The following is a 22,372-nucleotide window of genomic DNA, read 5'->3' as shown; positions in this document are numbered from 1 at the left end:
GACATCGGGGCGCCGTGGCGCCGCGGCGGGTCCGCTCAGAGGCGGATGACGACCAGTGCGGTGTCGTCGGCGTTGCCGGTGGGCGGGAGGAGGTCCGTCAGGAGCGCGTCGGCCAGATCCTCGGGGCCGGCGCGGCGGTGGCGGATGAGCGCGTCGGTGAGACGGGCCAGGCCGGTGTCGATGTCCTCGGTGCGGCGCTCGATCAGACCGTCGGTGTAGAGGACCAGCGTGGCGCCCTCGTCGAAGGGCGAGACGGCCTCCGGACGGGTGGCGTGCTCGGGGCTGGCGCCGAGCGGAGGGTCGGTGGCCCGGTCCAGGAAGGACACCGTGCCGTCCGGGTGCAGCAGGGCGGGCGGCAGGTGGCCCGCGCTGCTGTACGTGAGGGTGTGGTCGTCCCAGTCGATGAAAGCCGTCGCCGCCGTGGTGGACTCGGCGCCGTCCACGGAGCGGGCGTACAGCCCGAGGGCCTCCAGGGCCCGGGCCGGGCCGTCGGCGACGCGGGCGGCGGCGCTCAGCGCGCTGCGCAACTGGCCCATGACACAGGCGGCCGCCAGACCGTGACCCACGACGTCACCGACGGCGACGGCGAGGCGCTCGCCCGGCAGGTCGACCAGGTCGTACCAGTCACCGCACACGTTGAGGGCGCCGACCGCCGGCCGGTAGCGGACGGCCGCCTTGTGGTGACCCACGGGCCTCGGCGCGGGCAGCATGGCCTCCTGAAGAGCCAGGGCGACCTCCCGTTCGTGGGCGTGGGCCTTACGGAGGCGTTCGTTCACCTCCTGGAGTTCCCTGGCCCGGGTGTAGAGCTCGGCCTCCAGCACGTGGGCCCGGCCGCCGCTGCCCGGTCCGCCGTGGGCGCGGATGAGCTCGGTGACCTCCTCCACCCGGTGCACGAGCAGGGTCACCTTCCCGTCGGCGCCGAGGACGGGGGCGTTGACCGGGCTCCAGAAGTGCTCGTGCCAGTGGCCGACACGCTGGGCGTCCTCGATGTCGTAGCGGACCACCGCCATGGTGTCGCGCTCGCCGGTGGCCACCGCGCGCAGCATCGATTCCCGTGTCTCCCGCATCCCGGCCGCGGCCGCGTCATGGGGGTTCTCGGGGAAGACGTCGAAGATGTAGCGGCCCAGCAGCTGCTCACGGGCGCGACCGGAGAGCCGTACGAAGTCGTCGTTGACGTCGACGTACACCAGTTCGGGCGTCAGTAGCGCCACCATGCCGGGCAGGGCCCGGAATACCGCCGCGTAGTCGATCTGCGGATTCCTCATGTGCAGCCTGCCTCGACACGAGCCATCATGATGTGATTTTCCACGATAGAGGGGATCCTGCCGACGTCTCGACAGCTAACGTCATCAGGCGGCAGCGAACGACCTGGTTCGGATTCGTCATGGGCACGGCCCCCGCGGCCCCTGCGGCCGGTTCACCCGAGTCCCGGAAGGACCCACTCGTATGCGTTACGCAGTCCTCGGCACCGGAATCGTCGGCCGGACGCTGGCCGGCAAGCTCGCCTCCCTCGGTCACGACGTCGTCATCGGCACCCGCGATCCCAAGGCCACTCTCGCCCGTACCGAACCCGACGGCATGGGCAACCCGCCGTTCGCTCAGTGGCACGCCGGCCACGGCCAGGTGCGTCTGGAGACCTTCGAGGCGGCCGCGGCCTTCGGTGAGACGGTCGTCAACACCACCGCCGGCGAGCAGAGCCTCACCGCCCTTGAAGCGGCGGGCGCGGCCAACCTGAGCGGCAAGATCCTCATCGATGTCGCCAACCCGCTGGACTACTCCGCCGGGATGCCCCCGACGCTCGACCCGGTCAACACCGACAGTCTCGGCGAACGCATCCAGCGCGCATTTCCCGAGGCCAAGGTCGTCAAGACCCTCAACACCATGAACTGTTTCGTCATGGTGGAGCCCGCCCGGGTGCCTGGGGAGCACACCGTGTTCGTCAGCGGCGACGACACCGGCGCCAAGAAGGCCGTCACCGCGCTGCTGGGCTCCTTCGGCTGGCCCGAGACGAGCGTCATCGACCTGGGCGACATCACCAGCGCCCGTGGCGCGGAGATGCTCCTGCCGATCTGGCTGCGCCTGTACGGCACGCTCGGCCACGGCGACTTCAACTTCCATGTCCAGGGCGCCCGGCACGGCGGCTGATCCGGGGTCCACGAAGTCAGCGGGGAGGAGAGGTCATGAGCGAGCAGTCCACCGACCTGCGGGAGGCGGTGCGCCGACGCTATGCGGCGGCGGCCGTCCAGGTCACCGAGGGCGGTGAAGCCGGTTGCGGGCCGGAGCCGGTCGAGGCCGACGAGAACTTCGGTTCGACCAGGTACGGCGCGGACGAGCGCGGGACGCTGCCCGCCGAGGCCGTCGCCGCCTCCCTCGGCTGCGGCAACCCGATCGCCGTGGCCGAACTGCGCGAGGGCGAGCGGGTCCTCGATCTCGGGTCCGGCGGCGGCATCGACGTCCTGCTCTCCGCGCGCCGCGTCGGGCCGACGGGCAGGGCGTACGGGCTGGACATGACGGAGGAGATGCTCGCCCTCGCCGTGGCCAACGCGGCGAAGGCGGGCGCCACCAATGTGGAGTTCCTCAAGGGCACCATCGAGGCGATCCCGCTGCCCGCGAACACGGTCGACGTCGTGATCTCGAACTGTGTGATCAACCTGTCCGTCGACAAGCCCGCCGTCTTCGCGGAGACCTTCCGCGTCCTCAGGCCCGGCGGCCGCATCGGGGTCTCCGACGTCGTCGCCGACGACGCCCTCACCGCCGCACAGCGGGCGGAATGCGGGGAGGACGTCGGCTGCATCGCGGGAGCCCTGTCCTTCGCCGAGTACCGCACGGGCCTGGAGGCCGCGGGCTTTACCGGCGTCGAGATCGTCCCCACCCACCCGGTCGCCGACGGCCTGCACTCGGCCATCGTCCGCGCCACCAAGCCCGCCGCGGACCCCGACGGTACGGTCGGTGAGGCCACGACTTGACGCGGTGGCCTGCCGTCCCGGACTGGCTAGTTCTTGCGCATGCGGACGGCGACGAAGAACGGCGTCCGGTGGGTCTTGAGGTAGCGGCTCTCGTCGACACGGCGGGCGGCCTCCGTGGCCCGTGGCTCCACGAACCGCTCCAGGGCGAACCCGGCGTCGAGGAGTTCGCCCAGGAAGGTCTGCATCGTCATACGGCGGTAGGAGTGCGTGGTGCCGCTGTCCCCGAACCGCGTCTCGACACGGTCCTCGTCGAAGTAGGAGCCGCCGTGCCAGACCCAGTCTGCGGTCGGGTGCAACGTGGAGACCAGCAGGGTCCCGCCGGGGCGCAGGGTGCGGTGGACTTCGGCCAGCAGTTGCCGACGGGCCTCCAGATGATGGTGGACCAGGGCCATGACCGCCAGGTCGAACGAGTCGTCGGGCAGGAAGCCGAGGGGTTCCTCCAGGTCGTGGTGGTGCAGGGTGACGGCGTCGTCGTCGCCGACGCGATCCCGGGCATGGCGCAACAGGGTCCCGCTGCCCTCCACGCCGACCACCTCGGCCGCGCCTCGTGCCCGCAGTTCCGTGATGTAGTGCCCGGCACCGCAGCCGATGTCCAGGACGCGCAGCCCGGTGACCTCGCCGGCCAGGGCGAACATGGCGGGCCGGTCGGTGTGGGCGTTGTAGGGGCCGTCGGTCGCGTTGTCGGCGAAGTGGTCGCCGAGGGCGCCTTCGTAGGCGGTGTTGATGCGCATCACGGCATGCTGCCAGCGGGTTCAGGCAGGGACAACAGGTGATGGGGCGGGGCCGGGGTCCCCGGTCAGCCGTAGGGTCGGGAGGGTGGTCAGTCCTGCGGTGAGGCCGAGGGGGAGGAGGGCTGCGGGGATGGTTGTGCCGAGTGGGGTGAGCGTGTGCACGGGGCCCCAGGCGGAGGCGGTGTCGTCGATCGCTGTGCTGTGCGTGCTGCCAGCGGGTTCAGGCAGGGACAACGGGCGAGGGGGCGGGGTCACGGTCCCCGGTCAGCCGTAGGGTCGCGAAGGCCGCCAGTCCTGCCGTGAGGCCGAAGGTGAGGGCTGCGGGGACTCCTGTGCCGAGCGGGGAGAGCATGTGCACGGGACCCCACACGGAGACAGTGTCGTCGACCGCCATGTGCAGGACCTGGCTCGCGAACAGGCCCAGCACGGTCGCGCAGACCGTTCCCACCGCCATCGCCGGCGCGGTGGTCCGGGTGAGCAGGCCGGGCAGCAGGCGCAGCGACCACCACACCACCGCCAGCAGGAGCACGTCGGCGGCCCGGTACACCAGCCATCGGCCCAGCGTCGTGGTCGACGGACCGCTCAAGGCGCCGAGCACGAGCCACTGGCGCAGCAGGTCACCGGGCTCGGCCAGCGGGCCCGCGCCGCTGAACGCCGTCTGGATCCGGGCTGCCACCGAGTCGTACGACAGAACCACCAGCGACAGCGCGACCACCGCCGTTCCGACGCTCGCGGCCAGGCGGGCGGCACGCGGCGGCACACTGCGCCGGGGCAGCGGGTCAGCGCCCTTGGTGGTGACCCGCGCCACGACCACCGTGAGCAGGGCGGTCGCCAGCCCCGCGAACACCACGACCGGCCCGCTCGACCCGATCACCCATGCCAGCTGCGGCAGGACCCGGTAGCCGCCGCGCCCCCGGGACGCGATCAGCCAGGGCGCGGAGACCGTCACGGCCAGGGTCGCGGCCACCGGCCCCCAGGCCCACAGCGCGAGCAGCGTGGCCGGCGCACGGCCCTGCACGGGAGGGATCCTGCGCAGCAGGGGCAGTGCGCCGGCCAGGAAGAACGCGAAGAGGGCCACGAACCTGATCTGCATCGCGGTGCTGTACAGATCGGCGTACCGGGTGCCCTGGCCCGGGTCCATGCCCGCGGTCCCGTCGGAGGAGAGGACCGCCGAGGAGTCGTACGACCAGGGCGTGAGCCACCGCCGGAGTTCGTTCACCGAGTCCACGTCCAACACGCTTGTGCTGCCCCGCAGTTGCAGTGCCTGCACGCTCGCCCCCGCCCACCACAGCAACAGGGTGATCAGCAGCCCGCCGACCAGGGCCGGTATCACCGCGCGCCGATATGCCATGTGTGTCGTCCCCCGCCTCGGCCGTGTCCGTAGGTGTCTCGAACAGAGGAAGAGTAGGGGGTGATGATCGCGTGCGGTATGCGCGGGGTCATGGCGGTGACGGGGTGACGAAGAGGCGCTCGGCGATCTCGCTGTCGGATCTCGAGCCACTCCATACGGGTCCGGGACGGGTCGTTCCCCCGTACGGGCGCTGCCGTCTGGTTCTGCTCGACTGCTTCCCCGCCCTCAAGGTCATCGTCGGCACGGACGCCCGCACCCGGACCGTGCGCATCACCGACCTGCTGCCGCCCGAGAGCTATGACTGGGCCGGTCACCAGCTCGACGCCGAGTGAAACAGGCCGACCGGATGGATGAGAGCCTGGCATGGTCATCTATGGCGGCCGGCCGAAACAAGGAGCGACAACCATGCGGTACCGCACACTCGGCAGCTCTGACCTGAACGTCTCGGAGATCTCGCTCGGATCCTGGCTCACCTACTCCGGCGGCGTCGAGGCGGACGCGACCCGCGCCTGCACCGAGGCGGCGTTCGACGCGGGCATCAACTTCTTCGACACCGCCAACGCCTACGGCCGGGGGGCCGCGGAGACGGCGTGGGGCGAGATCCTCTCCGCCCACCCCCGGGACTCCTACATCCTGGCCACCAAGGTCTACTTCCCGATGTCGGACGACCCGGCCGACCGGGGACTGTCCCCCGCCCACATCGCCCAGCAGATCGACGCCTCCCTCAGCCGCCTGAAGACCGACCACGTCGACCTCTACCAGGCGCACCGCTTCGACTCCACCGTGCCGATCGAGGACACCGTGGAGGCGTTCCAGAAGGTCGTCGAGCAGGGCAAGGCCCGCTACATCGGCTTCAGCGAGTGGACCCCGGAACAGATCCGGGCGGCGATCGACCTCGCTGGCCCCGAACTGTTCGTCTCCTCCCAGCCGCAGTACTCCATGCTGTGGCAGGCCCCCGAGGCCGAGGTGTTCGGCCTGTGCGCGGCCAACGGCATCTCGCAGATCGTGTGGTCGCCGCTGGCCCAGGGCGTGCTCACCGGCAAGTACAAGCCGGGGCAGCCGGTGCCGGAGGGCAGCCGGTTCGCCTCCGCGGACATGGCGGTCTCGAAGGACCTGGTCTACAACGACACCATCCTCGAAGCGGTTCAGCGCCTCGTGCCCATCGCCGAGGAGGCGGGGCTGAGCATGCCCACCCTGGCGCTCGCCTGGGTCCTGCGCCGCGGCGAGGTCGCCTCGGCGATCACCGGTGCTTCCCGGCCCGACCAGGTCCATGCCAACGCCGCCGCCTCCGGCGTGGAACTCTCCGACGACCTGCTCGCCGCCGTCGACCGGGCCCTCGGTGATGTCCCCGTCACCGAACCGACCCTCGCCCCGGGCGCCGAGGCCGGCGTCAAGCACCGGTGAACGGGTTCCTGGGCTACTCCGTCCAGGCGGCGGTGGCGGTCCATCGTTCCTGCCACCGCCGTACACCCGAGCCGTTCGGTTTCCAGCGGTGGCAGAACTCCCTCAGCGCTTCGCAGCGGGCCAGCATGGCGGCCTGCCGGACCGGCCAAGGGGGCACGTCGTCGCCGTAGGCCCGGAAGAAGTGCGGGAGTGCCTGACGTTGGGCGGGGTGGTGCATCCGTACGATCCACTCGCACCAGGCCAGATCCTCCACCGGGTCTCCGACGTGGGCGAACTCCCAGTCGACGAGGGCGGTGACCGTGCAGGTGGCGGGATCCAGCAGCACGTTGTGGGGACCGAAGTCGCCATGCACGAGCACTTTCCCCGCCGTCGGCGCGCCCACCGTCGGCACGTCCGGCCCGGTTTCGTGGAGGCGGCGCAACACCTCTCCGCAGCTCGCGAGGACCGCTGCCGCTCGGCCCGAGTCGAGTAGTTCCTGGCCGGGCGTGCCCCGCACGAAGCCGAGCGTGAGGGTGGCGTCGTCCGCCGCCTCCACCGGCGGCACCGGCAGCCGGCCCCGGAGCCGGGTGAGCAGCACACGTTCGCGGTGGAGCCTGAGTTCGGCATCGGGTCCCGCGTACGTCTTCTTCACGACGGCACCGTCGCTCAGAGTGCGGTTGGTGTAACCGTGCTTCAACGGGCGCATACGCTGATCATCCCCCGACTGCTGGACACTTCAACTGCCGGCAGGTGATTGACGCCCCCGCGCCCCCTGCCTACCGTCGCCCCAACACGTCTGAACAGGCAGGTCGACGATGACGGACTCCTCGGGACCCCCCGACGACAGATCCCCCGACAAAAGATCCACCGCCCGGCAGCTCCAGGTGGAGACGCACGGGCTGGACGTGATCGGCGACGCCGAACGCAAGGGCACCCCGCGGACCCTGTTCTGGCCGTGGTTCGGCGCCAACGTGTCCGTCCTCGGCCTGAGTTACGGCTCGTTCGTGCTCGGCTTCGGGATCTCCTTCTGGCAGGCGCTGGTGGCCGGCGTAATCGGGATCGTCTTCTCGTTCCTGCTCTGCGGGTTCGTCGCGGTCGCCGGAAAGCGGGGTTCCGCGCCGACGATGGTGCTCAGCCGCGCCGCCTACGGGGTGCGCGGCAACCGCCTTCCCTCGGTCGTCTCCTGGGTGCTCACCGTCGGCTGGGAGACCGTGCTGTGCGCCCTCGCCACCCTGGCCACGGCGACCGTCTTCGGACGGCTCGGCTGGGGCGGGGGCACACAGACCCAGGTGATCGCCCTGATCGTGGTCGCGGGGCTCACCGTCGTCGGCGGGGTGATGGGCTTCGACCTCATCATGCGGCTGCAGACCGTGATCACGGTGGTGACGGGCGCACTGACCGTCGTCTACGTCGGTCTCGTCGCCGACCACATCCACTGGAGCACCGTCAGCGCCCTCCCGGCGGGCTCCGCCCAGGACTTCATCGGCGCGCTGGTCTTCATGATGACCGGCTTCGGCCTCGGCTGGGTCAACGCCGCCGCCGACTACTCCCGTTATCTGCCCCGGACCTCGTCGAGCCGGGGCGTGGTCGGCTGGACCACCTTCGGCGCCTCGGTGGCCCCGCTGCTCCTGCTGGTCTTCGGACTGCTGCTGGCCGGATCGTCCACCAAGCTCAGTGACGCCGTCGCCGCAGACCCGATCGGCGCGCTCACCACCCTCCTGCCGACCTGGTTCCTGGTGCCCTTCGCCGTCGTCGCCGTCCTCGGCCTGGTCGGCGGCGCGGTCCTCGACATCTACTCCTCCGGCCTCGCCCTGCTCTCGGCGGGCCTGAGGATCCCGCGTCCGCTGGCGGCGCTCGTCGACGGCGTCCTGATGATCGCGGGCGCCGTCTACATCGTGTTCTTCGCCGACGACTTCCTCGGCCAGTTCATGGGCTTCCTCACCACACTCGGCGTCCCCATCGCCGCCTGGTGCGGCATCATGCTCGCCGACCTCTCCCTGCGCCGCGGTGACTACGACGACGCCGACCTCTACCGCCCGAGCGGCCGCTACGGCGACGTACCGCCCACCCCGCTGATCCTGACGCTCCTCGCCACCGCCCTCGGCTGGGGCCTGGTCACCAACTCGGCCGCGAGCTGGCTCGATTGGCAGGGCTATCTCCTCGACCCGTTCGGCCTCGGCGGCACGTCCGGCGCCTGGGCGTACGCCAACCTCGGCGTCCTGGCCGCGCTCGCGGCCGGCTTCCTCGGCACCCTGGCCCTCGGCCGCGGACCGGTCCGCGCGCAGGAGGCCGTCGTATGACGACAGGGACGGCAGGGTGGCTCGCCGTCATCGACATGCAGCGCGTCTTCGCCGAGCCCGACAGCCCCTGGGCCGCCCCGCGTTACACCGAGGCGGCGGCAGGCGTACGACGACTGCTGCCGGCCTTCGCCGAGCGGGTCACCTTCACCCGCTTCGTCGCCCCCGACCAGCCCACCGGCGCCTGGCGGGCCTACTACGCGCGGTGGTCCTTCGCCCTGCAGCCGCCGCACGCCCCGCTGTGGCGCCTCACCGACGACTTCGCGGACCGGGCCCCGCACATCCTGGACGCGACCACCTTCGGCAAGTGGACCCCCGAACTCGCCACCCGTGTCGGACCCGAGGGCCGCCTGGTCCTGGCCGGTGTCAGTACCGACTGCTGTGTCCTGTCCACCGCCCTCGCCGCCGCCGACGCGGGTGTCGAGACCCTGGTGGTGTCCGACGCCTGCGCCGGGGCCGACGACGACTCGCACGCCAGGGCGCTGGAGGTGATGGCGGCGTACGGGCCGCTGATCCGGGTCGTCACCGTGGATCAACTGATCGGAACCTGACCGGACTTGGCGATATCCGGTCGGTACCGGGCGGCGCTCGGCCGTGTTGAATCGCTCGTAGCGCAGCACGGAAGGACGGCCCCACACGTCAGGAGGCACCGTGACCGCCGCACCCGAAACCGGCCCCACCGAGCAGGAGATCATCGAACGGGCCGTGGCCCTCAGACCCGCGCTGCTCACCCGCCAGGCGGAGACCGAGCGGCTCACGCACTACCCCGAGGCCACCCACGACGACTTCCTGAGGGCCGGTTTCTACCGCATCCTCCAGCCACGCCGCTACGGCGGCCACGAGTTGGGCCTGCCCGTCTTCTACCGCGTGGTCGTCGAGATCGCCCGCGGCTGCCCCTCCAGCGGCTGGGCCCTGTCCCTGACCGCCGCCCATGTGCTCCAGGTCTGCACGGTCTTCGAGGAGAAAGCCCAGGACGAGCTCCTCGGCGCCGAGGGCGACTTCCGGGCCGCCTCCACGGTCGCGCCCGTCGGCGTCGCGCGACCCGACGGCCCCGACCACGTGATCCTCGACGGCACCTGGCCCTACTCCTCGGGCGCCCCCTACTCCACGCACTACCTCGGCCAGACCCTGCGCGCCCCCGAGAAGCCCGGCGACCCGCCCGGCCCGCCCGTGCTCTTCGTCGCCCCGCGCTCGGTGTGGACGGCCCTCGACGACTGGCGCGGCTCCCTCGGCCTGCGCGGCACCGGATCCAACAGCATCCGCATGCAACAGGCCCGTGTCCCCGCGCATTTCACGCGCGAGACGAGCCTGCCGGACCTGCCGGTGGAGGGCGGAAGCGTCGGCTCGAAGCTGCACGGCAACCCGATGTACGCGGGACGCGCGCCCAGCTTCTTCCACGGCGAGCTGGCCGCCGTCATGATCGGCACCGCATACGCCGCCGCCGACGAGTACGCCCGGATCGTCGCCGCCCGCCCGCTGCTCCTGGAACCCGAGCGCACCCGCGCCGACCTGCCCGACTACCAGCGCCACCTCGGCGAGGCCCTCGGCATGATCAACCTGGCCGAGGCGGCCCTCCGGCAGAGTGCCGAGGACTGGATGGAGGCCTGCCGCCGCAACGTGAGCGGCGAGGCACCCTTCACCGCGGCCGAGGACAACCGGCTCGCCCTGACGTTCCTCAACGCCGGCCGCCTGGCCTGGGACGTCCTCCAGGGCATCCTGTTCCGCACGGCCGGCTCCCGCCACGCGCGCGACGGCGAACGGATGCAGCGCTACTTCCGGGACGCGGCCACGTACTGGACCCATGTGGGACCCGGCATGTACGAGCCCCTCGTGCGGCGGGTCGGATGCGACACCCTGGGGCTGCCCTCGGAGCACATCGCGCTGATTCCCTGACGTCCGAGCGCATGCTCTCGGCACCCTCGGGTACGCGAGCAGCACCGCGCCTCCGGGCGATCATGCCCGTGGGCGGGCCGCACGACCGCCGCTACCAGGGGATCTGCCATGGACACACCCGCCAATGACCACAGCGCCACCCCGGCCCAGCGGGCCCTGGACGCGCTGACGCAGAACACCGACGACGCGACGGCGCTGGACACGCTCGCGACCAGTGACGTGCTCATCCCGGTGCCCGACGACGCCGCGGACGAGGACTCGACCGTGGCGCTGCCCGTGCTGGAGCAGCAGGACGGCGCCCCCATCGTGCCCGTGTTCACCTCGGAGACGGAGATGGCCGAACTTCTGCCGTTCGTCTCCCGCTACCGTCTGGTGCCGCTGGGCGCGCTCGCCGCGCAGTGGCCGGACGGCGATCTCTCGCTGTCGATCGACGCCAGCTCCACCCACCCGCTGACGCTCACATCCGAGGGCGTGCGCACACTGCTGGCGCGGCCGCAGGGCTGAGCCGCACGCCGGGCCTCACACGGTGGGGCCCGGCCACCACATACGACGGAGGGAGAGCGGCCGGGCCCGCCGAGGGTGCGACCCGAACTCCCGCTGCCGCACCTTGGTTCTCGCATGCGGAAACAGAGATGAGCGGCGCCGACTCTGCTCATCCCCGGGCCGTGCGATCGCCGTGCCCCGACCATAGGACCGATCCGGCAGGCCGTCGCTCCGGAAAACGTGGCGCGTGTCCGCAAAACGCGGCGGATCGGCGGGCGGGCCGGCTCACGCGGCGCGCAGTGTCTGCGAGGGCGACTCCCCGTAACGCTCCCGGTACCGTCGCGCGAACCGGCCCAGATGGACGAACCCCCACGCGTGGGCCACGTCCGTCACGGTCGTCGTCCCCGGCGCCGCCGCCCGCAGCTGCCGGTGGACGCGCTGGAGCCGCACCTCCTGGACGTACGCCATGGGCGACATGCCGACATGCCTGCGGAAAGCTTCCTGAAGGGTGCGCAGACTGACCTGGGCGATGGCCGCGAGCCGGTTCGCGTCGTAGGGCTCGGCGGGCAGCTCCTGTACGGCGTCCATGACCCGCTTCACCGACGCCGGGCGCATCGGTGGGGGAGGCGCCTCCAGCGCTGCGCGGAAGGTGTGGTCGGTGGCGAGCAGCATCCCCTCCAGCAGGGTCTGCTCGAGACTGCCACGGATCATCGGATGGCTCAGCAGCCCGAGCGGGACATCCCGCTCCAGCAGGCTCCACAGCGCGAGGCGCACCCAGCTCAGGCCCGGCCCCCGCGAGACGTCCATGCAGGGCCCGAAGCGTGGTGGGCGCCGCACCGACCGGCCCAGCAGCACCTCCAGCTGCCGCAGCACGGCCGTCTTGTCGATCTTGACGGTGAGTGCCTGGCAGTCGGCGGACCAGGCGTCGATGTGGATGTCCCGCGCCGGATCGAAGACCAGCGCCCGCCGCTCGTCGGCGAACCCCACGTCACCGTGCCCCTCCCGGAGGCTGAAGCAGCCGCCGAAGGGGACGGCGACGTGGTACACGCCCGGCTCGCCGAAGCTCATCCGCATCTCGGTGCCGAAGCGGATGTCGCCGACGGTGAGCGCACCGAGTTCCACGACACTGAGCCGGGTGGCGAACTCCGAGGCGTGCCCGACGACTTCGAGCCGCAGGTCGTAGTAGTGGGCCGCGATGGCGTCGTGCGCCTCGTCCAGCGAGTTCGTGGAGTAGCTGCTGAACTCGGCCGCCACGTCTGCTTCCACGGCCACGGCGTCCCCAACTCCTCCCCGCTCGGCGTCTTCGGCGTCTGCTGTCCAGCATGACCCCAAGCCGGGACTACAACGCCTTTCCGGGGTTGAGAATGCCCCGCGGGTCGAACACCTCCTTGATCCGCCGCTGCAACGCGTGGGCGGCGGGCCCGAGTTCCTCGGCCACCCACTGCCGCTTGAGCACCCCCACCCCGTGCTCCCCGGTCAGCGTCCCGCCGAGCCGCAGCGCCAGCGCGAAGATCTCGCCGGCCGTCTCCCACGCGGCGTCCGGCAGCCCGTCCAGGGACCGGTCGACGACGATGATCGGATGCAGGTTCCCGTCCGCCGCGTGCGCGATGGTGAACACGGGCACGTCATGCCGGGCCGAGATCGCCCGGATCTCGCGCACGGCCTCGGCGAGCCGGGAGCGCGGCACCGCGATGTCCTCGATCAGCGGGCGGCCCAGCCGTTCCAGCGCGGGCAGCGCGAGACGGCGCGCGGACAGCAGGGCCTCCGCCTCTGCCGGGTCCTCGGTCACCTCCACCGTCGAGGCGAGGGGTGCCAGGAGCCCGGCGACCGTGGCTGCCTCGGCCGCCGCGCCCGCGCCGTCGCACTGCACCACCAGCAGCGCGGCGCCCCGCTCCCGCAGCGCGGGGTCGACGGCGTGCAGCACCGGCCCGTCGACCAGCTCGGCCAGCGCGGGCTCGACCCCGGCCCGGGTGAGGGTGTAGGAGGCCTCGGCCGCCGCCTCGAAGGAGGAGAAGTACGCGGCGAGCGTGGCCGTCGCGACCGGAACGGGCCTGAGCCGCAGGGTCGCCGAGGTGATCACCGCGAGCGTGCCCTCCGAGCCGGTCAGCAGCGCGGTGAGGTCGTAGCCGGTGACCCCCTTGACGGTACGGCGGCCGGTGCTGATCACCGTCCCGTCGGCCAGCACCGCCTGCAGGCCCAGCACGCTGTCCCGGGTCACCCCGTACTTCGCGCATCTGAGGCCGCCGGCGTTGGTCGCGATGTTCCCGCCGATCGTGGACAGGGCCGCGCTCGCCGGGTCCGGCGCGTACCGCAGGCCGTGCGCGCCCGCCGCCCGGTCCAACTCGGCGGTGATGACCCCCGGTTCGACGACGGCGAGCTGGTCGTCGGCCGACAGGTCGAGGACGCGGTTCATCCGGGACAGATCCAGGACGAGCACGCCGTCGCCCGCGGTCGCCCCGCCCGACAGGCCGGTGCCCGCCCCGCGCGGCACCACCGGCACCCCGAGGGCGTGCGCGTGCCGCAGCGTGACGGTCACGTCCTCGGTGCGCCGGGCGTGCACGACCGCGAGGGGTTCGCCGCCCGGTGCGGTTCCGGAGCGGTCGGTGGCGTGGGCGGCGAGCACGTCCGGGTCGGTGGTCAGCCGGTCGGGCGGCAGATCGCGGGCGAGCAGCCCCAGGAACTGCGCGGACACGGTGGTCTCCGGTGCTGCTGTCACGGGTTCAGTGCCTTCGTTCCGATGGCGAGCAGGGAGATGTCCTCCTGGGGCGCGTGCACGGGCGCGCACTGGATGTCCCGGAAGTGCCGCTCCAACGGGTTGCCCCGGGACAGGCCCGGGTTGCCCAGCAGCCGTACGGCGAGCTCCACGGCCCGCACCCCGTGCCGGTCGGCCAGCACCCGGGCGCCCAGGGCCTGTTCGGGGGTGTACGCCGGGTCGTCGGCGTCCAGCTTCGCGGCACCGTCGAACACCAGCTGCTCGGCGGCGGCGAGCAGGACCTCGATCTCCCCGGCCGTGCGGCGGAAGCGTTCCGTCCGGGCCACCGGATGACCGAGGTTGGCGGGCACGCGCGCGTGGGCGAAGGTGTGGAAGAACGCCTGCGCGGCGCGTGCCACGCCCAGGTAGAGGGCGGCGAGCGGCAGATGCAGGGCGGCGCCCGCCCGGTTGTCCTGTTCGGCGCCCGGCCCGTGCGGCGCGAGCCCGATCACGTGCTCGTACGGCACCTCGGCGTCCCGGAAGGTCACGTCGTGGCTGCCGCTCGCCCGCAGCCCCAACTGGTCCCAGCGGCCGGTGATCTCGACACCGGGCGAGTCACCGGGCACCAGGAAGGTGCCCACCCGCGGTTCCTCCTCGTCGGTGGTCGCCCACACCAGGAACCAGTCGAGCCCCTCGGCCCCCGTCACGAACCGCTTGGTGCCGCTGACCGCCCACCCGTCGGCGGTGCGCCTGGCCCGGGTCGCGGGCAGCCCGCCCCGCGCTGGGGAGCCCAGATCGGGCTCCACGCGCGCGTGGTTGAGCAGCACGGGACGCTCGAACGACTCCTTGACCACGCGCGCGTACAACTCCTCGGGCCAGTGCGGCTGTACGGCCTGACGGGCGTGGCCCGCGAGCGTCATCGCCGCGATGAGGGCGACGGACGGGTCGCCCCGGCCCAGGGTGTGCAGGATGCGCGCGCTCTCCTCGACGCCCGCGCCCCGGCCGCCGTACCGCTCGCCGATGGTGGCGGTGAGCAGGCCCGCCTCGTGGGCGACGCGCAGGGATTCGGCGGGGAAGGCGGCCGATCGGTCGTACTCCGCGGCCAGTTCGGCGATGCGTTCGGTCACAGCGCCTTCTTCAGGTCGGCGTCGAGGGCGGTGGTCCAGAACGACTTCACGTCCAAGTGCTCCTTCAGTGCTCCGAGTTCGGTGAACGCGTCGGCGACCTTCTGCTGCGAGGCGATGGTGTCGGCGCCCACCGTGCGGGCCCGGGTCGGGCGTTGCGCCTGGGCGTCCGCGAGGTCCTTCTTCGCCTGGGCGAGCGGCTGGTGGGTGGCGTCGGCGGTGACCTTCGCGAAGCCGTCGAGGTGTCCGTCGCGGACGTACGCGTACGCCTTGGTGATCCGGGCGATCAGATCGGCGGCGGCCGCCTTCTGCGCCGGGCTCTTCAGCACGCTGTCCCGCGCCGACCAGAGGAAGTTGCCGGACAGGATGTCCTTGCCCGAGCCGATGGTCGTGGCGCCCTGCTGGTGGGCGGTGATGATCGAGGTGCCGTAGGAGGCGAAGGCGTCGATGCCGCCGCCGTTGAGGGCGGCCAGGCCGTCATTGGGCAGCAGCGGCTTGGCGTCGATGTCGGACCACTTCAGGCCTGCCTGCTTGAGCAGCTCGTACAGGAAGTAGTGGGCGGTGGTGTTCTGGACGTAGCCGACCTTCTTGCCCTTCAGACCGGCGATGCCGGTGACCGCGGAGCCCTTGGGGACGACGACCTCCTGGTTGAGGGTCGCGCCCTTCTGCACGGCGACGACCTTGAAGTTGGGGCTGCCGTCGGCGGCGGCGAAGATCGGCGGGATCTCACTGGAGGAGGCGAGGTCCAGCGCCCCGGCCCGGATGGCCTGGAGCTGCTTGTCACCGCCTTGGAAGAGGCTCCACTTGACTTTGTACGGGGTGTCGTCGAGGTGGGCGTACTTCAGCACCGCCTCCTCGACCTTCCAGCCCGTGGCACCCACGGTGAGGGTGACGGTGGGGGACTCGGCCTGGGCGTCGCCCCCGCAGGCCGCCGCGAAGGGCAGCAGCAGGGCGAGGACGGCGGCGGACGTGCGCAGAGAACGGTGGAACAACACGGGGTCTCCATCAGGCTGCGTGGGCGCCGACGGCGCGGTGGGCGAGTTCCTGCCGGACCAGCGGCAGGACGTGACGGGCGTAGTCGATGGCGTCGTTGAGCGGGTCGTAGCCGCGGATCGAGAGCAGGTCGCAGCCGATGTCGACGTAATCGAGGAGGGCCTTCGCCACCGTCTCCGGGGAGCCGACCAGCGCGGTGGAGGCGCCGGCCGCGTTGGTGGCGACCGCGGGCGCGGTCCACAGGCAGCGGTCGTGGACCTCGCCCCGCTCGGCGATGTCGAGCAGCCGCTGCGAACCGACGTTATCGGGGCGGCCGGCGGTGCGGTAGTGACGCAGCGACTCGGCGCTCGCGGCCTGGTCCTTGAGCACCCCGAGCGTGCGGTGCGCCTTCTCCCAGGCCAACTCGTCGGTGGGCGCGATGATCGGGCGGAACGACACCCAGATACGGGGACGGGGACGCCCCGTGGCATCCGCGACCGCGTTCACGGCGGCGATCTGCTCGGCCGTCTCCTTCAACGGCTCGCCCCACAGGCCGAAGATGTCGCCCTGCTGCCCGCCGACCCGGTAGGCGTCCTGCGAGGAGCCGCCGACCGAGACCGGGATCAGCCCGTGGTAGGGCTTCACGTCGGAGGCGTAGCCCTCGAACCTGAAGTACTTGCCCTCGTGCGAGACCGGTCCGTCGGCCTGCCAGACCTTCCTCAGGATCTGGATGTACTCGTCCGAACGCTCGTACCGCTCCGTCTTGCCCAGGTAGTCGCCCTCCCGGCGCTGCTCCTCGTCGCTGCCGCCGGAGATGATGTGCACCGACAGCCGCCCCTTGCTGATGAGGTCCAGGGTGGCCAGCGCCCGGGCCGCGTGGGTCGGGAAGATCACGCCCGGCCGGTGCGCCAGGATGGGGCGGATCCGCTCGGTGTGGGTCGCGACGAACTGGGCGATCTGGAAGGCGTCCGGGGACGCCGAGTGGTAGGCGACCAGGGTGTGGTCGAAGCCGCCGTCGTCCAGGGCGCGGGCGTACCTGCGCACGAAGTCCGGGTCGAAGCCGGTGCGGACGCTCGCGGGACTGTTGGTGCCGGAGTCGGTGTGGACGGCACTGATGAACTCGACAGGCATGAGGAACTCCCGTGTCGTGAGGGTTACTTGAGGAGCGAGGTGTCGGCCGACTTCGCCACGTCGACGTTCGGGTCCAGGACCCCGATGCCGTTCATGAGGTCGGCCACGCCCTGGACGGTCCGGTTCACGTCGGCGGTGATCGGCAGGACCTTGCCGTACGCCGCCGAGGCCAGCGTCTTCGCCACGGTGGCGTCGGCGCCGTTGCGCTCCTGGATCGCCTTCGCGTAGGCGTCCTGGTGGGTGCTCGTCCACTGCAGGGCCGTACCGAGGCGCTTGAGGAAGTCGGCCAGCGCGGCCTTCTTGGCCGAGTTGCCGAGGGTTTCGTCGGAGGCGTTGATGAACCCGATGCCGCTGACCCGGCCGTCCGCGCCGTCGACCAGGAGCTTGCCGCCCTGCTCCAGACCGACGGCCTGGTAGACCCCGAAGGTGGCCCAAGCCTTGATCTTCCCGGAGGCGAAGGCGGCCTGTGCGTCGGTCGGGAGCAGGTACTGCACGTGGACGTCCTTGTAGCTGAGGCCGTTCTGCTTGAGCACGTTGGCCAGCAGGTACTCGGCGACACTGCCCCTGGCCGAGGACACCACGACCTTCTGGCCCTTGAGGTCCTTCACACTGCCGATGCCGGAGCCCTTGCGGACGACGATCCCGACATGCCTGCCGTCGTTCTGGAGCGCGGCCACGTTCTTCACCCGCACCCCGCCGCTGAGCGCCTGGAGCGCCGGCAGGTCCGCCGAGTAGCCGGTGTCGGCGGCACCCGCCTGCACGGCCTGGTAGAGCGGGGCCGCGCCCTGGAACTCGGCCCACTTCACCTTGTACTTGGCGCCCTTGAGGGCGTCGGAGGCGGCGACGATGGTCTGGAGGGTCTTGGCCTGGTCGCCGATGGTGAGGGTGACCTGCTTGGAGGACGAGGCCTCGGCGGAGGAGTCCGCGCCACAGGCGGTCAGCGTCAGCAGTGCGGAGAGGCCGAGCGCGGCAGCGGCGATTCTGCGGATCACGAGGGGGTTCCTTCCAGGGTGCGGGTCACGCCGAGCCAGTTCAGGAGGCGGGCGCGCAGGGTCACGAACTCGGGGGCGGTCAGGTCACGGGGGCGGGGCAGGTCGACGGTGAGCTCGTGGGCGATGCGGCCCTCGTCCATCACCAGGACGCGGTCGGCGAGCAGCAGTGCCTCCTCGACGTCATGGGTGACCAGGAGGATCGCGCAGCCGTGCCGCTTCCACAGCTCGGCCACCAACTGCTGCACCCGGCCCCGGGTCAGGGCGTCGAGGGCGCCGAACGGCTCGTCCAGGAGCAGCAGTTCGGGCTCCCGGACCAGGGCGCGGGCCAGGGAGACCCGCTGGGCCTGGCCGCCGGAGAGCGTCTTGGGCCAGACGGTCGCGCGGTCCGCGATGCCGACCTCGTCCAGTGCCTTGTCGGCGAGCGCCCGGTCCGGGCGGCCCGGCAGGCCGAGGACCACGTTGCGCCACACCTTCAGCCAGGGCAGCAGCCGCGGCGACTGGAAGGCGGCACTGCGCCGCGCGGGCACGGTCACCTCGCCGCCGATCTCCTCGTCGAGCCCGGCCAGGATCCGCAGCAGCGTCGACTTGCCGCAGCCGCTGTGCCCGAGCAGGGCCACGAACTCGCCCTCACGGATGTCGAGATCGAGCTCGTGCAGGACCGTGTTGCCGTCGAAGGCCCGCGAAAGGCCCCGTATCTCCACGCTGTTGGCCATGAGACTCACGCCCCGCCCTCGAAGTTGGCCCGCCAGGTCAGCAGGCGGCGCGAAAGGATCCGTACGGCGAAGTCGCAGGCGAGCCCGAGCAGCGCGTACACGACGAGGCACAGCACGATGACGTCCGTGCGGAAGTACTGCTGGGCGTTGCTCATCAGATAGCCGAGACCCGCGTCCGCGTTGATCTGCTCGGCGAAGACCAGCGCCAGCCAGGCGGTGGACAGCGCGTACCGGAGCCCCACGAGGGCGCCGGGCAGCGCGCTCGGCAGGATCACGTACTTGATGAGGCCGAGCCTGCCGAGGCCCATCATCCGCGCGGCCTCGACGAGTTGGGAGTCGGTGGAGCGGATGCCGCCGTAGATGTTGAAGTACAGCGGGTAGGTCACCCCGAGCGCGACCAGGGCGATCTTCGGGGTCTCCTCGATGCCGAACCAGACGATGAACAGCGGGATCAGTCCGACCCAGGGAATCGCGCGGAACATGCCCATGGAGGAGTCGATGACGTCCTCGCCGAGCCGGAACAGTCCGGCCAGCAGGGACAGGCCCAGGGCGATCGTCCCTCCGATCAGGAAGCCGGTGGCGGCCCGGCGGCCCGACGCGGCGATGGCGTCGGGGAGTTCGCCGTTCCTGGTGAGCTCGATTGCTTGCTTGACCACGTCGACCGGGGAGGCCAGCACGGACTCCGGCAGGACTCCGGTGGCCGAGGTCAGGAACCACAGGAGGACCAGTCCCACGGGGCCGACGGCCCGGCGCACGGAGCGGGGGAGCGTGAAGCGGCGGCCGGTCCTGGTGACGCCGCGAATGGTGACCCGGGTGGAGGGCGGGGGCGTCTCCAGGGCGGGCAGCTCCAACGGTTTCGTCGTCATGGCCGGCCTCCCGCCGCCGCCGCGCGGCCGGGATCCGCCGACCAGGCGGACCAGGAGCCGGGGAAGAGGGCGGCCTCGAAACCGGCGATCTGAAGCGCGGCGATCTGGTGGGCGGCGGTGACGCCCGAGCCGCAGTACACGCCGATGCGGTCCGCGGCACCGGCGCCCCGTTCCTCGAACCGCTTGCGCAGTTCGTCGGCCGGCAGGAAGGTCCCGTCCGCCGCGAGGTTCTCACCGGTCGGCGCCGAGACCGCGCCCGGGATGTGGCCCGCCCGGGGGTCGACCGGCTCCACCTCACCGCGGTACCGCTCGCCCGCCCGCGCGTCCAACAGCAGTCCGGAGACGATGAGTTCGGCGGCCCCGTCCGCGTCGACCACCGGAAGCGCACCCACCCGCAGGACGACGTCACCCCGCGGCGGATCGGCGACCGGTCCCGACTCCAGGGGCAGCCCGGCCGCACGCCAGGCGCCGAGGGCACCGTCGAGCAGTGTCACCCGGGTCAGGCCCGCGTAGCGCAGCAGCCACCAGGCACGGGCGGCTGCCGTGTTGCCCAAGTCGTCGTACGCCACGACCGGTTGGTCCTGCCGGATGCCCCAGCGCCGAGCCGCCTCCTGGAGGTCCTCGATCGCGGGCAGGGGATGCCGACCGCCCTGGGGACTGGGAGCGGAGGCCAGTTCCGTGTCCAGGTCGACGTACACCGCGCCCGGGACGTGTCCTTCGGCGTGGTGCGCGCGGCCGTGCGGATCGCCCAGTGCCCAGCGGACGTCGAGGAGGGCCGGGGGAGTGTCGGCGGCGAGGAGCTCGCGGAGCTCCGCGACGGTGGTCGTGACGGTCATGCCCGCTCCTCGGCGATCAGCGGCAGCTCGGGGGACAGGCGCAGCCGCTCCAGGAAGAGGACGACCGTGGCGGCGGCGGTGCGGTGCAGGGCGTCGTTGAGGACGTCGTGCCGGCCCCCGTGGAAGACCACGGTCCGCGCGTCGCCGTAGGCGCGGAGGGCCTCGTCGAGCGGGCTGACCACGTCGTCCTCGCCGTGCAGGGCCAGGACGGGGACGCTCACCAGGTCGAGGCGCGGTGCGGGCGGCTCCGGGACGGAGCCGAGCGCGCCGCGCCGGAAGTCCGGGTCGTTCGTCAGGCGACCCTGGTGGGTCGGGCAGGCGGTGCGGGCCCCGGCCTCGGCCTCCCAACTGCCCGCACTCCAGGCGGAGGTGGGCAGACCGGCCAGGATCAGGGCGTCGACGTCCCCGGCCCGCTCGGCGGCCAGCTGAACGGCGTACCGCGCACCGGTGTCCGATCCGACCAGCACCTTCGGGCCGGGCAGCGACTCGTCGGCGAGCAGCTTGGCCGCCTCGTCGAGCACGGACGGATCGGCGGACGCGTCACCGAGGGCGCGGACCCGGTAGGCGTCGAAGGCGAGCCGGCGGCCGAACCGCTCGTACACACCGCCGTGTTCGCCCCGGCCGGCCAGCACGATCAGCGTGCCACGCGCGGCGAGACCTTCGGGTTCGTCCCAGGAGGAGGGTGAGGGCATGAGGGGGCAACTCCCTTGTCGGGGCAGGAAAAAGAGCCAGGAAAAGAGCCAGGGAAAAGGGGCGGGACAGAGGTGGGGAAAAGGGGCAGACGGAGAGAGCTGTCACGTGTCAGCGCGGCAATGCGACGGAGAGAATGCGTGATCAGTTCAGCGGTGGCCGGGCACCGCGGGGAAGGTCAGCGACAGCGCGCGCTGCACGCCACGCCGAAGTCGATGACTCGGCGCTGCGTCAGAAAGGCAGCAGAAGCGGTCGTGTGCATGCGCCCATCATGACCGGCCGTGACGGACCGCGTCCAACGACGATTCCGCATCGAAACCGATCAGCAATCGAGATCGATCGTGTGGAGCGGTTAGTGTCGCGGCATGCCCCAGCCCGTCCTGGACCTCGTAGCCCTGCGCAGTCTGACCGCGATAGCCGACTGCGGCGGCTTCCACCGCGCCGCCCAGGTCCTCGCCCTGAGCCAGTCCGCGGTCAGCCAGCATGTCCGCAAGCTGGAGAAGACCCTGGGGCGTCCCGTCGTCGAGCGCGAGGGACGCGGCACCCGCTTCACCCCCGAGGGACGCCTGCTGCTCGAACAGGCCCGCAGGATCCTCGCCGTCCACGACGAGGCCGTCCGCACACTCCTCGGCGCCGAGGGCGACGTCGTGACCATCGGTTCCACCGAGCACGCCGCCGACCAGTTCCTGCCCCGGCTGACGGCCGCCGTGCAGCAGGTGCGTCCCGGCTGTCGGGTCCGCTTCCGCATCGACCGCTCCGCCCGGCTCGTGGAGGCCGTGGAGCGCGGGAGCGTCGATGTCGCGGTGTACGTCACCGAGGCCGCCGCGACCGAGGGCACCCGGGTGGGCGGCCTCCCGCTGACCTGGCACGCCGTGCCCGGCTGGGAGCCGCCGCAGGCCCCCGCGCCGGTTCCGCTGGTGGCCATCGAGGACCCGTGCGCGATCCGGCGCCGGGCGATCGCGACGCTGGCCGCGCGCGGGGTTCCCGCCGCGGTCGTCGGGGACGCGGGCTATCTCGCGGGCGTCCTGGACATCGCCCGCACCGGGCAGGGAGTGGCACTGCTCGCGGCGGTCGGACCCGCGCCCGACGGGCTGACCCCGTACGAGGGCCTGCCCGAGGTCACCCCGATCCCCATGAGCGCGCTCGCCCGCCCGGGCGCGGACCCGGCGACCGTCGAGGCCGCCTTCGCCGCCGTGCGGGAGTTGCTGGCGTAGGCCGTGTCGCCCGGCTGGGCCGGTTTGTGGCCGCGCTC

At 72.0% G+C, this 22,372-nt stretch carries 23 protein-coding genes; 9 read left to right on the top strand and 14 right to left on the bottom strand.

Annotated elements, in window-relative coordinates; translation table 11 throughout:
• Positions 1-35: 35 nt before the first annotated feature.
• Positions 36-1,265, bottom strand: coding sequence for a PP2C family protein-serine/threonine phosphatase (locus ACFVYN_RS05755; protein ID WP_389992988.1), 1,230 nt, complete (start codon positions 1,263-1,265; stop codon positions 36-38).
• A gap of 181 nt (positions 1,266-1,446) precedes the next feature.
• Between ACFVYN_RS05755 and ACFVYN_RS05750 the strand changes: the two genes are divergently transcribed.
• Together ACFVYN_RS05750 and arsM are read left to right on the top strand one after the other, a co-directional pair.
• Positions 1,447-2,145, top strand: a complete 699-nt coding sequence (locus ACFVYN_RS05750) for an NADPH-dependent F420 reductase (protein WP_389992986.1) — start codon at positions 1,447-1,449, stop codon at positions 2,143-2,145.
• A 35-nt stretch (positions 2,146-2,180) separates the two neighbouring features.
• A complete protein-coding gene (gene arsM, locus ACFVYN_RS05745) occupies positions 2,181-2,966 on the top strand; it encodes an arsenite methyltransferase (RefSeq protein WP_389992984.1) in 786 nt (261 codons plus the stop codon).
• Positions 2,967-2,992: 26 nt separating this feature from the next.
• Here arsM and ACFVYN_RS05740 read toward each other — a convergent pair whose 3' ends face one another.
• A complete protein-coding gene (locus tag ACFVYN_RS05740) occupies positions 2,993-3,697 on the bottom strand; it encodes a class I SAM-dependent methyltransferase (RefSeq protein WP_389992982.1) in 705 nt (234 codons plus the stop codon).
• A 220-nt stretch (positions 3,698-3,917) separates the two neighbouring features.
• Positions 3,918-5,048, bottom strand: a complete 1,131-nt coding sequence (locus ACFVYN_RS05735; protein WP_389992980.1) for a hypothetical protein — start codon at positions 5,046-5,048, stop codon at positions 3,918-3,920.
• 104 nt (positions 5,049-5,152) lie between these two features.
• Here ACFVYN_RS05735 and ACFVYN_RS05730 point away from each other — a divergent pair, with 104 nt between their 5' ends.
• Together ACFVYN_RS05730 and ACFVYN_RS05725 are read left to right on the top strand one after the other, a co-directional pair.
• Positions 5,153-5,380 carry a hypothetical protein gene (locus ACFVYN_RS05730; RefSeq protein WP_389992977.1) on the top strand — a complete coding sequence of 76 codons (228 nt, stop codon included), beginning with the start codon at positions 5,153-5,155 and terminating at the stop codon, positions 5,378-5,380.
• Between the two features lie 73 nt (positions 5,381-5,453).
• Positions 5,454-6,452, top strand: a complete 999-nt coding sequence (locus ACFVYN_RS05725) for an aldo/keto reductase family protein (RefSeq protein ID WP_389992975.1) — start codon at positions 5,454-5,456, stop codon at positions 6,450-6,452.
• A 13-nt stretch (positions 6,453-6,465) separates the two neighbouring features.
• On the opposite strand, the gene ACFVYN_RS05720 is transcribed toward ACFVYN_RS05725, so the two are convergent.
• Positions 6,466-7,137 carry a phosphotransferase family protein gene (locus ACFVYN_RS05720; RefSeq protein WP_389992972.1) on the bottom strand — a complete coding sequence of 224 codons (672 nt, stop codon included), beginning with the start codon at positions 7,135-7,137 and terminating at the stop codon, positions 6,466-6,468.
• A gap of 109 nt (positions 7,138-7,246) precedes the next feature.
• Here ACFVYN_RS05720 and ACFVYN_RS05715 point away from each other — a divergent pair, with 109 nt between their 5' ends.
• The 4 genes from ACFVYN_RS05715 (at position 7,247) to ACFVYN_RS05700 (ending at position 11,125) form a co-directional block, all read left to right on the top strand.
• Entirely contained in the window at positions 7,247-8,731 is a 1,485-nt protein-coding gene (locus tag ACFVYN_RS05715; protein WP_389992969.1) for a purine-cytosine permease family protein, read from the top strand.
• A complete protein-coding gene (locus ACFVYN_RS05710; protein ID WP_389992967.1) occupies positions 8,728-9,279 on the top strand; it encodes a cysteine hydrolase family protein in 552 nt (183 codons plus the stop codon). The genes ACFVYN_RS05715 and ACFVYN_RS05710 overlap by 4 nt, the downstream gene beginning before the upstream one ends.
• Before the next feature lie 100 nt (positions 9,280-9,379).
• Entirely contained in the window at positions 9,380-10,621 is a 1,242-nt protein-coding gene (locus ACFVYN_RS05705; protein ID WP_389992964.1) for an acyl-CoA dehydrogenase family protein, read from the top strand.
• A gap of 108 nt (positions 10,622-10,729) precedes the next feature.
• The gene (locus ACFVYN_RS05700) at positions 10,730-11,125 is read left to right on the top strand and encodes an SseB family protein (protein ID WP_389992962.1); all 396 of its coding nucleotides are present in this window, start codon (positions 10,730-10,732) and stop codon (positions 11,123-11,125) included.
• 264 nt (positions 11,126-11,389) lie between these two features.
• Here the strand turns inward: ACFVYN_RS05700 and ACFVYN_RS05695 are convergent, their stop codons facing one another.
• The 10 genes from ACFVYN_RS05695 to ACFVYN_RS05650 all read right to left on the bottom strand — a co-directional run bounded on the left by ACFVYN_RS05695 (position 11,390) and on the right by ACFVYN_RS05650 (position 21,122).
• Entirely contained in the window at positions 11,390-12,376 is a 987-nt protein-coding gene (locus ACFVYN_RS05695; RefSeq protein WP_389992959.1) for an AraC family transcriptional regulator, read from the bottom strand.
• A 67-nt stretch (positions 12,377-12,443) separates the two neighbouring features.
• Positions 12,444-13,820, bottom strand: coding sequence for an FAD-binding oxidoreductase (locus ACFVYN_RS05690; protein ID WP_389992957.1), 1,377 nt, complete (start codon positions 13,818-13,820; stop codon positions 12,444-12,446).
• Complete coding sequence (locus ACFVYN_RS05685) at positions 13,817-14,923, bottom strand: acyl-CoA dehydrogenase family protein (RefSeq protein ID WP_389992955.1); 1,107 nt, start codon at positions 14,921-14,923, stop codon at positions 13,817-13,819. The genes ACFVYN_RS05690 and ACFVYN_RS05685 overlap by 4 nt, the downstream gene beginning before the upstream one ends.
• Positions 14,920-15,915, bottom strand: a complete 996-nt coding sequence (locus ACFVYN_RS05680; protein ID WP_389992953.1) for an ABC transporter substrate-binding protein — start codon at positions 15,913-15,915, stop codon at positions 14,920-14,922. Before ACFVYN_RS05680 ends, ACFVYN_RS05685 begins: the two co-directional genes overlap by 4 nt.
• Positions 15,916-15,925: 10 nt before the next feature.
• Positions 15,926-17,023: an LLM class flavin-dependent oxidoreductase gene (locus ACFVYN_RS05675; RefSeq protein WP_389992951.1), complete on the bottom strand. Its 1,098-nt coding sequence runs from the start codon at positions 17,021-17,023 to the stop codon at positions 15,926-15,928.
• A 23-nt stretch (positions 17,024-17,046) separates the two neighbouring features.
• Positions 17,047-18,015 (bottom strand): ABC transporter substrate-binding protein, encoded by a 969-nt coding sequence (locus ACFVYN_RS05670; protein WP_389992948.1) that lies wholly within the window; start codon positions 18,013-18,015, stop codon positions 17,047-17,049.
• The gene (locus ACFVYN_RS05665) at positions 18,012-18,728 is read right to left on the bottom strand and encodes an ABC transporter ATP-binding protein (protein ID WP_389993357.1); all 717 of its coding nucleotides are present in this window, start codon (positions 18,726-18,728) and stop codon (positions 18,012-18,014) included. The genes ACFVYN_RS05670 and ACFVYN_RS05665 overlap by 4 nt, the downstream gene beginning before the upstream one ends.
• A gap of 5 nt (positions 18,729-18,733) precedes the next feature.
• On the bottom strand, positions 18,734-19,594 hold the full coding sequence (locus tag ACFVYN_RS05660) for an ABC transporter permease (protein WP_389992946.1): 861 nt from the start codon (positions 19,592-19,594) through the stop codon (positions 18,734-18,736).
• Positions 19,591-20,430, bottom strand: coding sequence for a sulfurtransferase (locus ACFVYN_RS05655; RefSeq protein WP_389992944.1), 840 nt, complete (start codon positions 20,428-20,430; stop codon positions 19,591-19,593). Before ACFVYN_RS05655 ends, ACFVYN_RS05660 begins: the two co-directional genes overlap by 4 nt.
• The gene (locus tag ACFVYN_RS05650; protein WP_389992942.1) at positions 20,427-21,122 is read right to left on the bottom strand and encodes an alpha/beta hydrolase; all 696 of its coding nucleotides are present in this window, start codon (positions 21,120-21,122) and stop codon (positions 20,427-20,429) included. Before ACFVYN_RS05650 ends, ACFVYN_RS05655 begins: the two co-directional genes overlap by 4 nt.
• Positions 21,123-21,485: 363 nt before the next feature.
• Between ACFVYN_RS05650 and ACFVYN_RS05645 the strand changes: the two genes are divergently transcribed.
• Positions 21,486-22,334, top strand: coding sequence for a LysR family transcriptional regulator (locus tag ACFVYN_RS05645; protein WP_389992940.1), 849 nt, complete (start codon positions 21,486-21,488; stop codon positions 22,332-22,334).
• Positions 22,335-22,372: the final 38 nt, after the last annotated feature.

It is taken from the genome of Streptomyces sp. NPDC058307 (assembly GCF_042880295.1).
Lineage (GTDB): Bacteria > Actinomycetota > Actinomycetes > Streptomycetales > Streptomycetaceae > Streptomyces.
This window is presented reverse-complemented; position numbering and strand designations above follow the sequence as displayed.

Excerpts from the sequence above, each read along its gene's own strand:
- ACFVYN_RS05755 (WP_389992988.1), bottom strand. The coding sequence starts at position 1,265 with ATGAGGAATCCGCAGATCGACTACGCGGCGGTATTCCGGGCCCTGCCC.
- ACFVYN_RS05750 (WP_389992986.1), top strand. The coding sequence starts at position 1,447 with ATGCGTTACGCAGTCCTCGGCACCGGAATCGTCGGCCGGACGCTGGCC.
- arsM (WP_389992984.1), top strand. The coding sequence starts at position 2,181 with ATGAGCGAGCAGTCCACCGACCTGCGGGAGGCGGTGCGCCGACGCTAT.
- ACFVYN_RS05740 (WP_389992982.1), bottom strand. The coding sequence starts at position 3,697 with ATGCGCATCAACACCGCCTACGAAGGCGCCCTCGGCGACCACTTCGCC.
- ACFVYN_RS05735 (WP_389992980.1), bottom strand. The coding sequence starts at position 5,048 with ATGGCATATCGGCGCGCGGTGATACCGGCCCTGGTCGGCGGGCTGCTG.
- ACFVYN_RS05725 (WP_389992975.1), top strand. The coding sequence starts at position 5,454 with ATGCGGTACCGCACACTCGGCAGCTCTGACCTGAACGTCTCGGAGATC.
- ACFVYN_RS05720 (WP_389992972.1), bottom strand. The coding sequence starts at position 7,137 with ATGCGCCCGTTGAAGCACGGTTACACCAACCGCACTCTGAGCGACGGT.
- ACFVYN_RS05715 (WP_389992969.1), top strand. The coding sequence starts at position 7,247 with ATGACGGACTCCTCGGGACCCCCCGACGACAGATCCCCCGACAAAAGA.
- ACFVYN_RS05710 (WP_389992967.1), top strand. The coding sequence starts at position 8,728 with ATGACGACAGGGACGGCAGGGTGGCTCGCCGTCATCGACATGCAGCGC.
- ACFVYN_RS05700 (WP_389992962.1), top strand. The coding sequence starts at position 10,730 with ATGGACACACCCGCCAATGACCACAGCGCCACCCCGGCCCAGCGGGCC.
- ACFVYN_RS05675 (WP_389992951.1), bottom strand. The coding sequence starts at position 17,023 with ATGCCTGTCGAGTTCATCAGTGCCGTCCACACCGACTCCGGCACCAAC.
- ACFVYN_RS05665 (WP_389993357.1), bottom strand. The coding sequence starts at position 18,728 with ATGGCCAACAGCGTGGAGATACGGGGCCTTTCGCGGGCCTTCGACGGC.
- ACFVYN_RS05660 (WP_389992946.1), bottom strand. The coding sequence starts at position 19,594 with ATGACGACGAAACCGTTGGAGCTGCCCGCCCTGGAGACGCCCCCGCCC.
- ACFVYN_RS05655 (WP_389992944.1), bottom strand. The coding sequence starts at position 20,430 with ATGACCGTCACGACCACCGTCGCGGAGCTCCGCGAGCTCCTCGCCGCC.
- ACFVYN_RS05650 (WP_389992942.1), bottom strand. The coding sequence starts at position 21,122 with ATGCCCTCACCCTCCTCCTGGGACGAACCCGAAGGTCTCGCCGCGCGT.
- ACFVYN_RS05645 (WP_389992940.1), top strand. The coding sequence starts at position 21,486 with ATGCCCCAGCCCGTCCTGGACCTCGTAGCCCTGCGCAGTCTGACCGCG.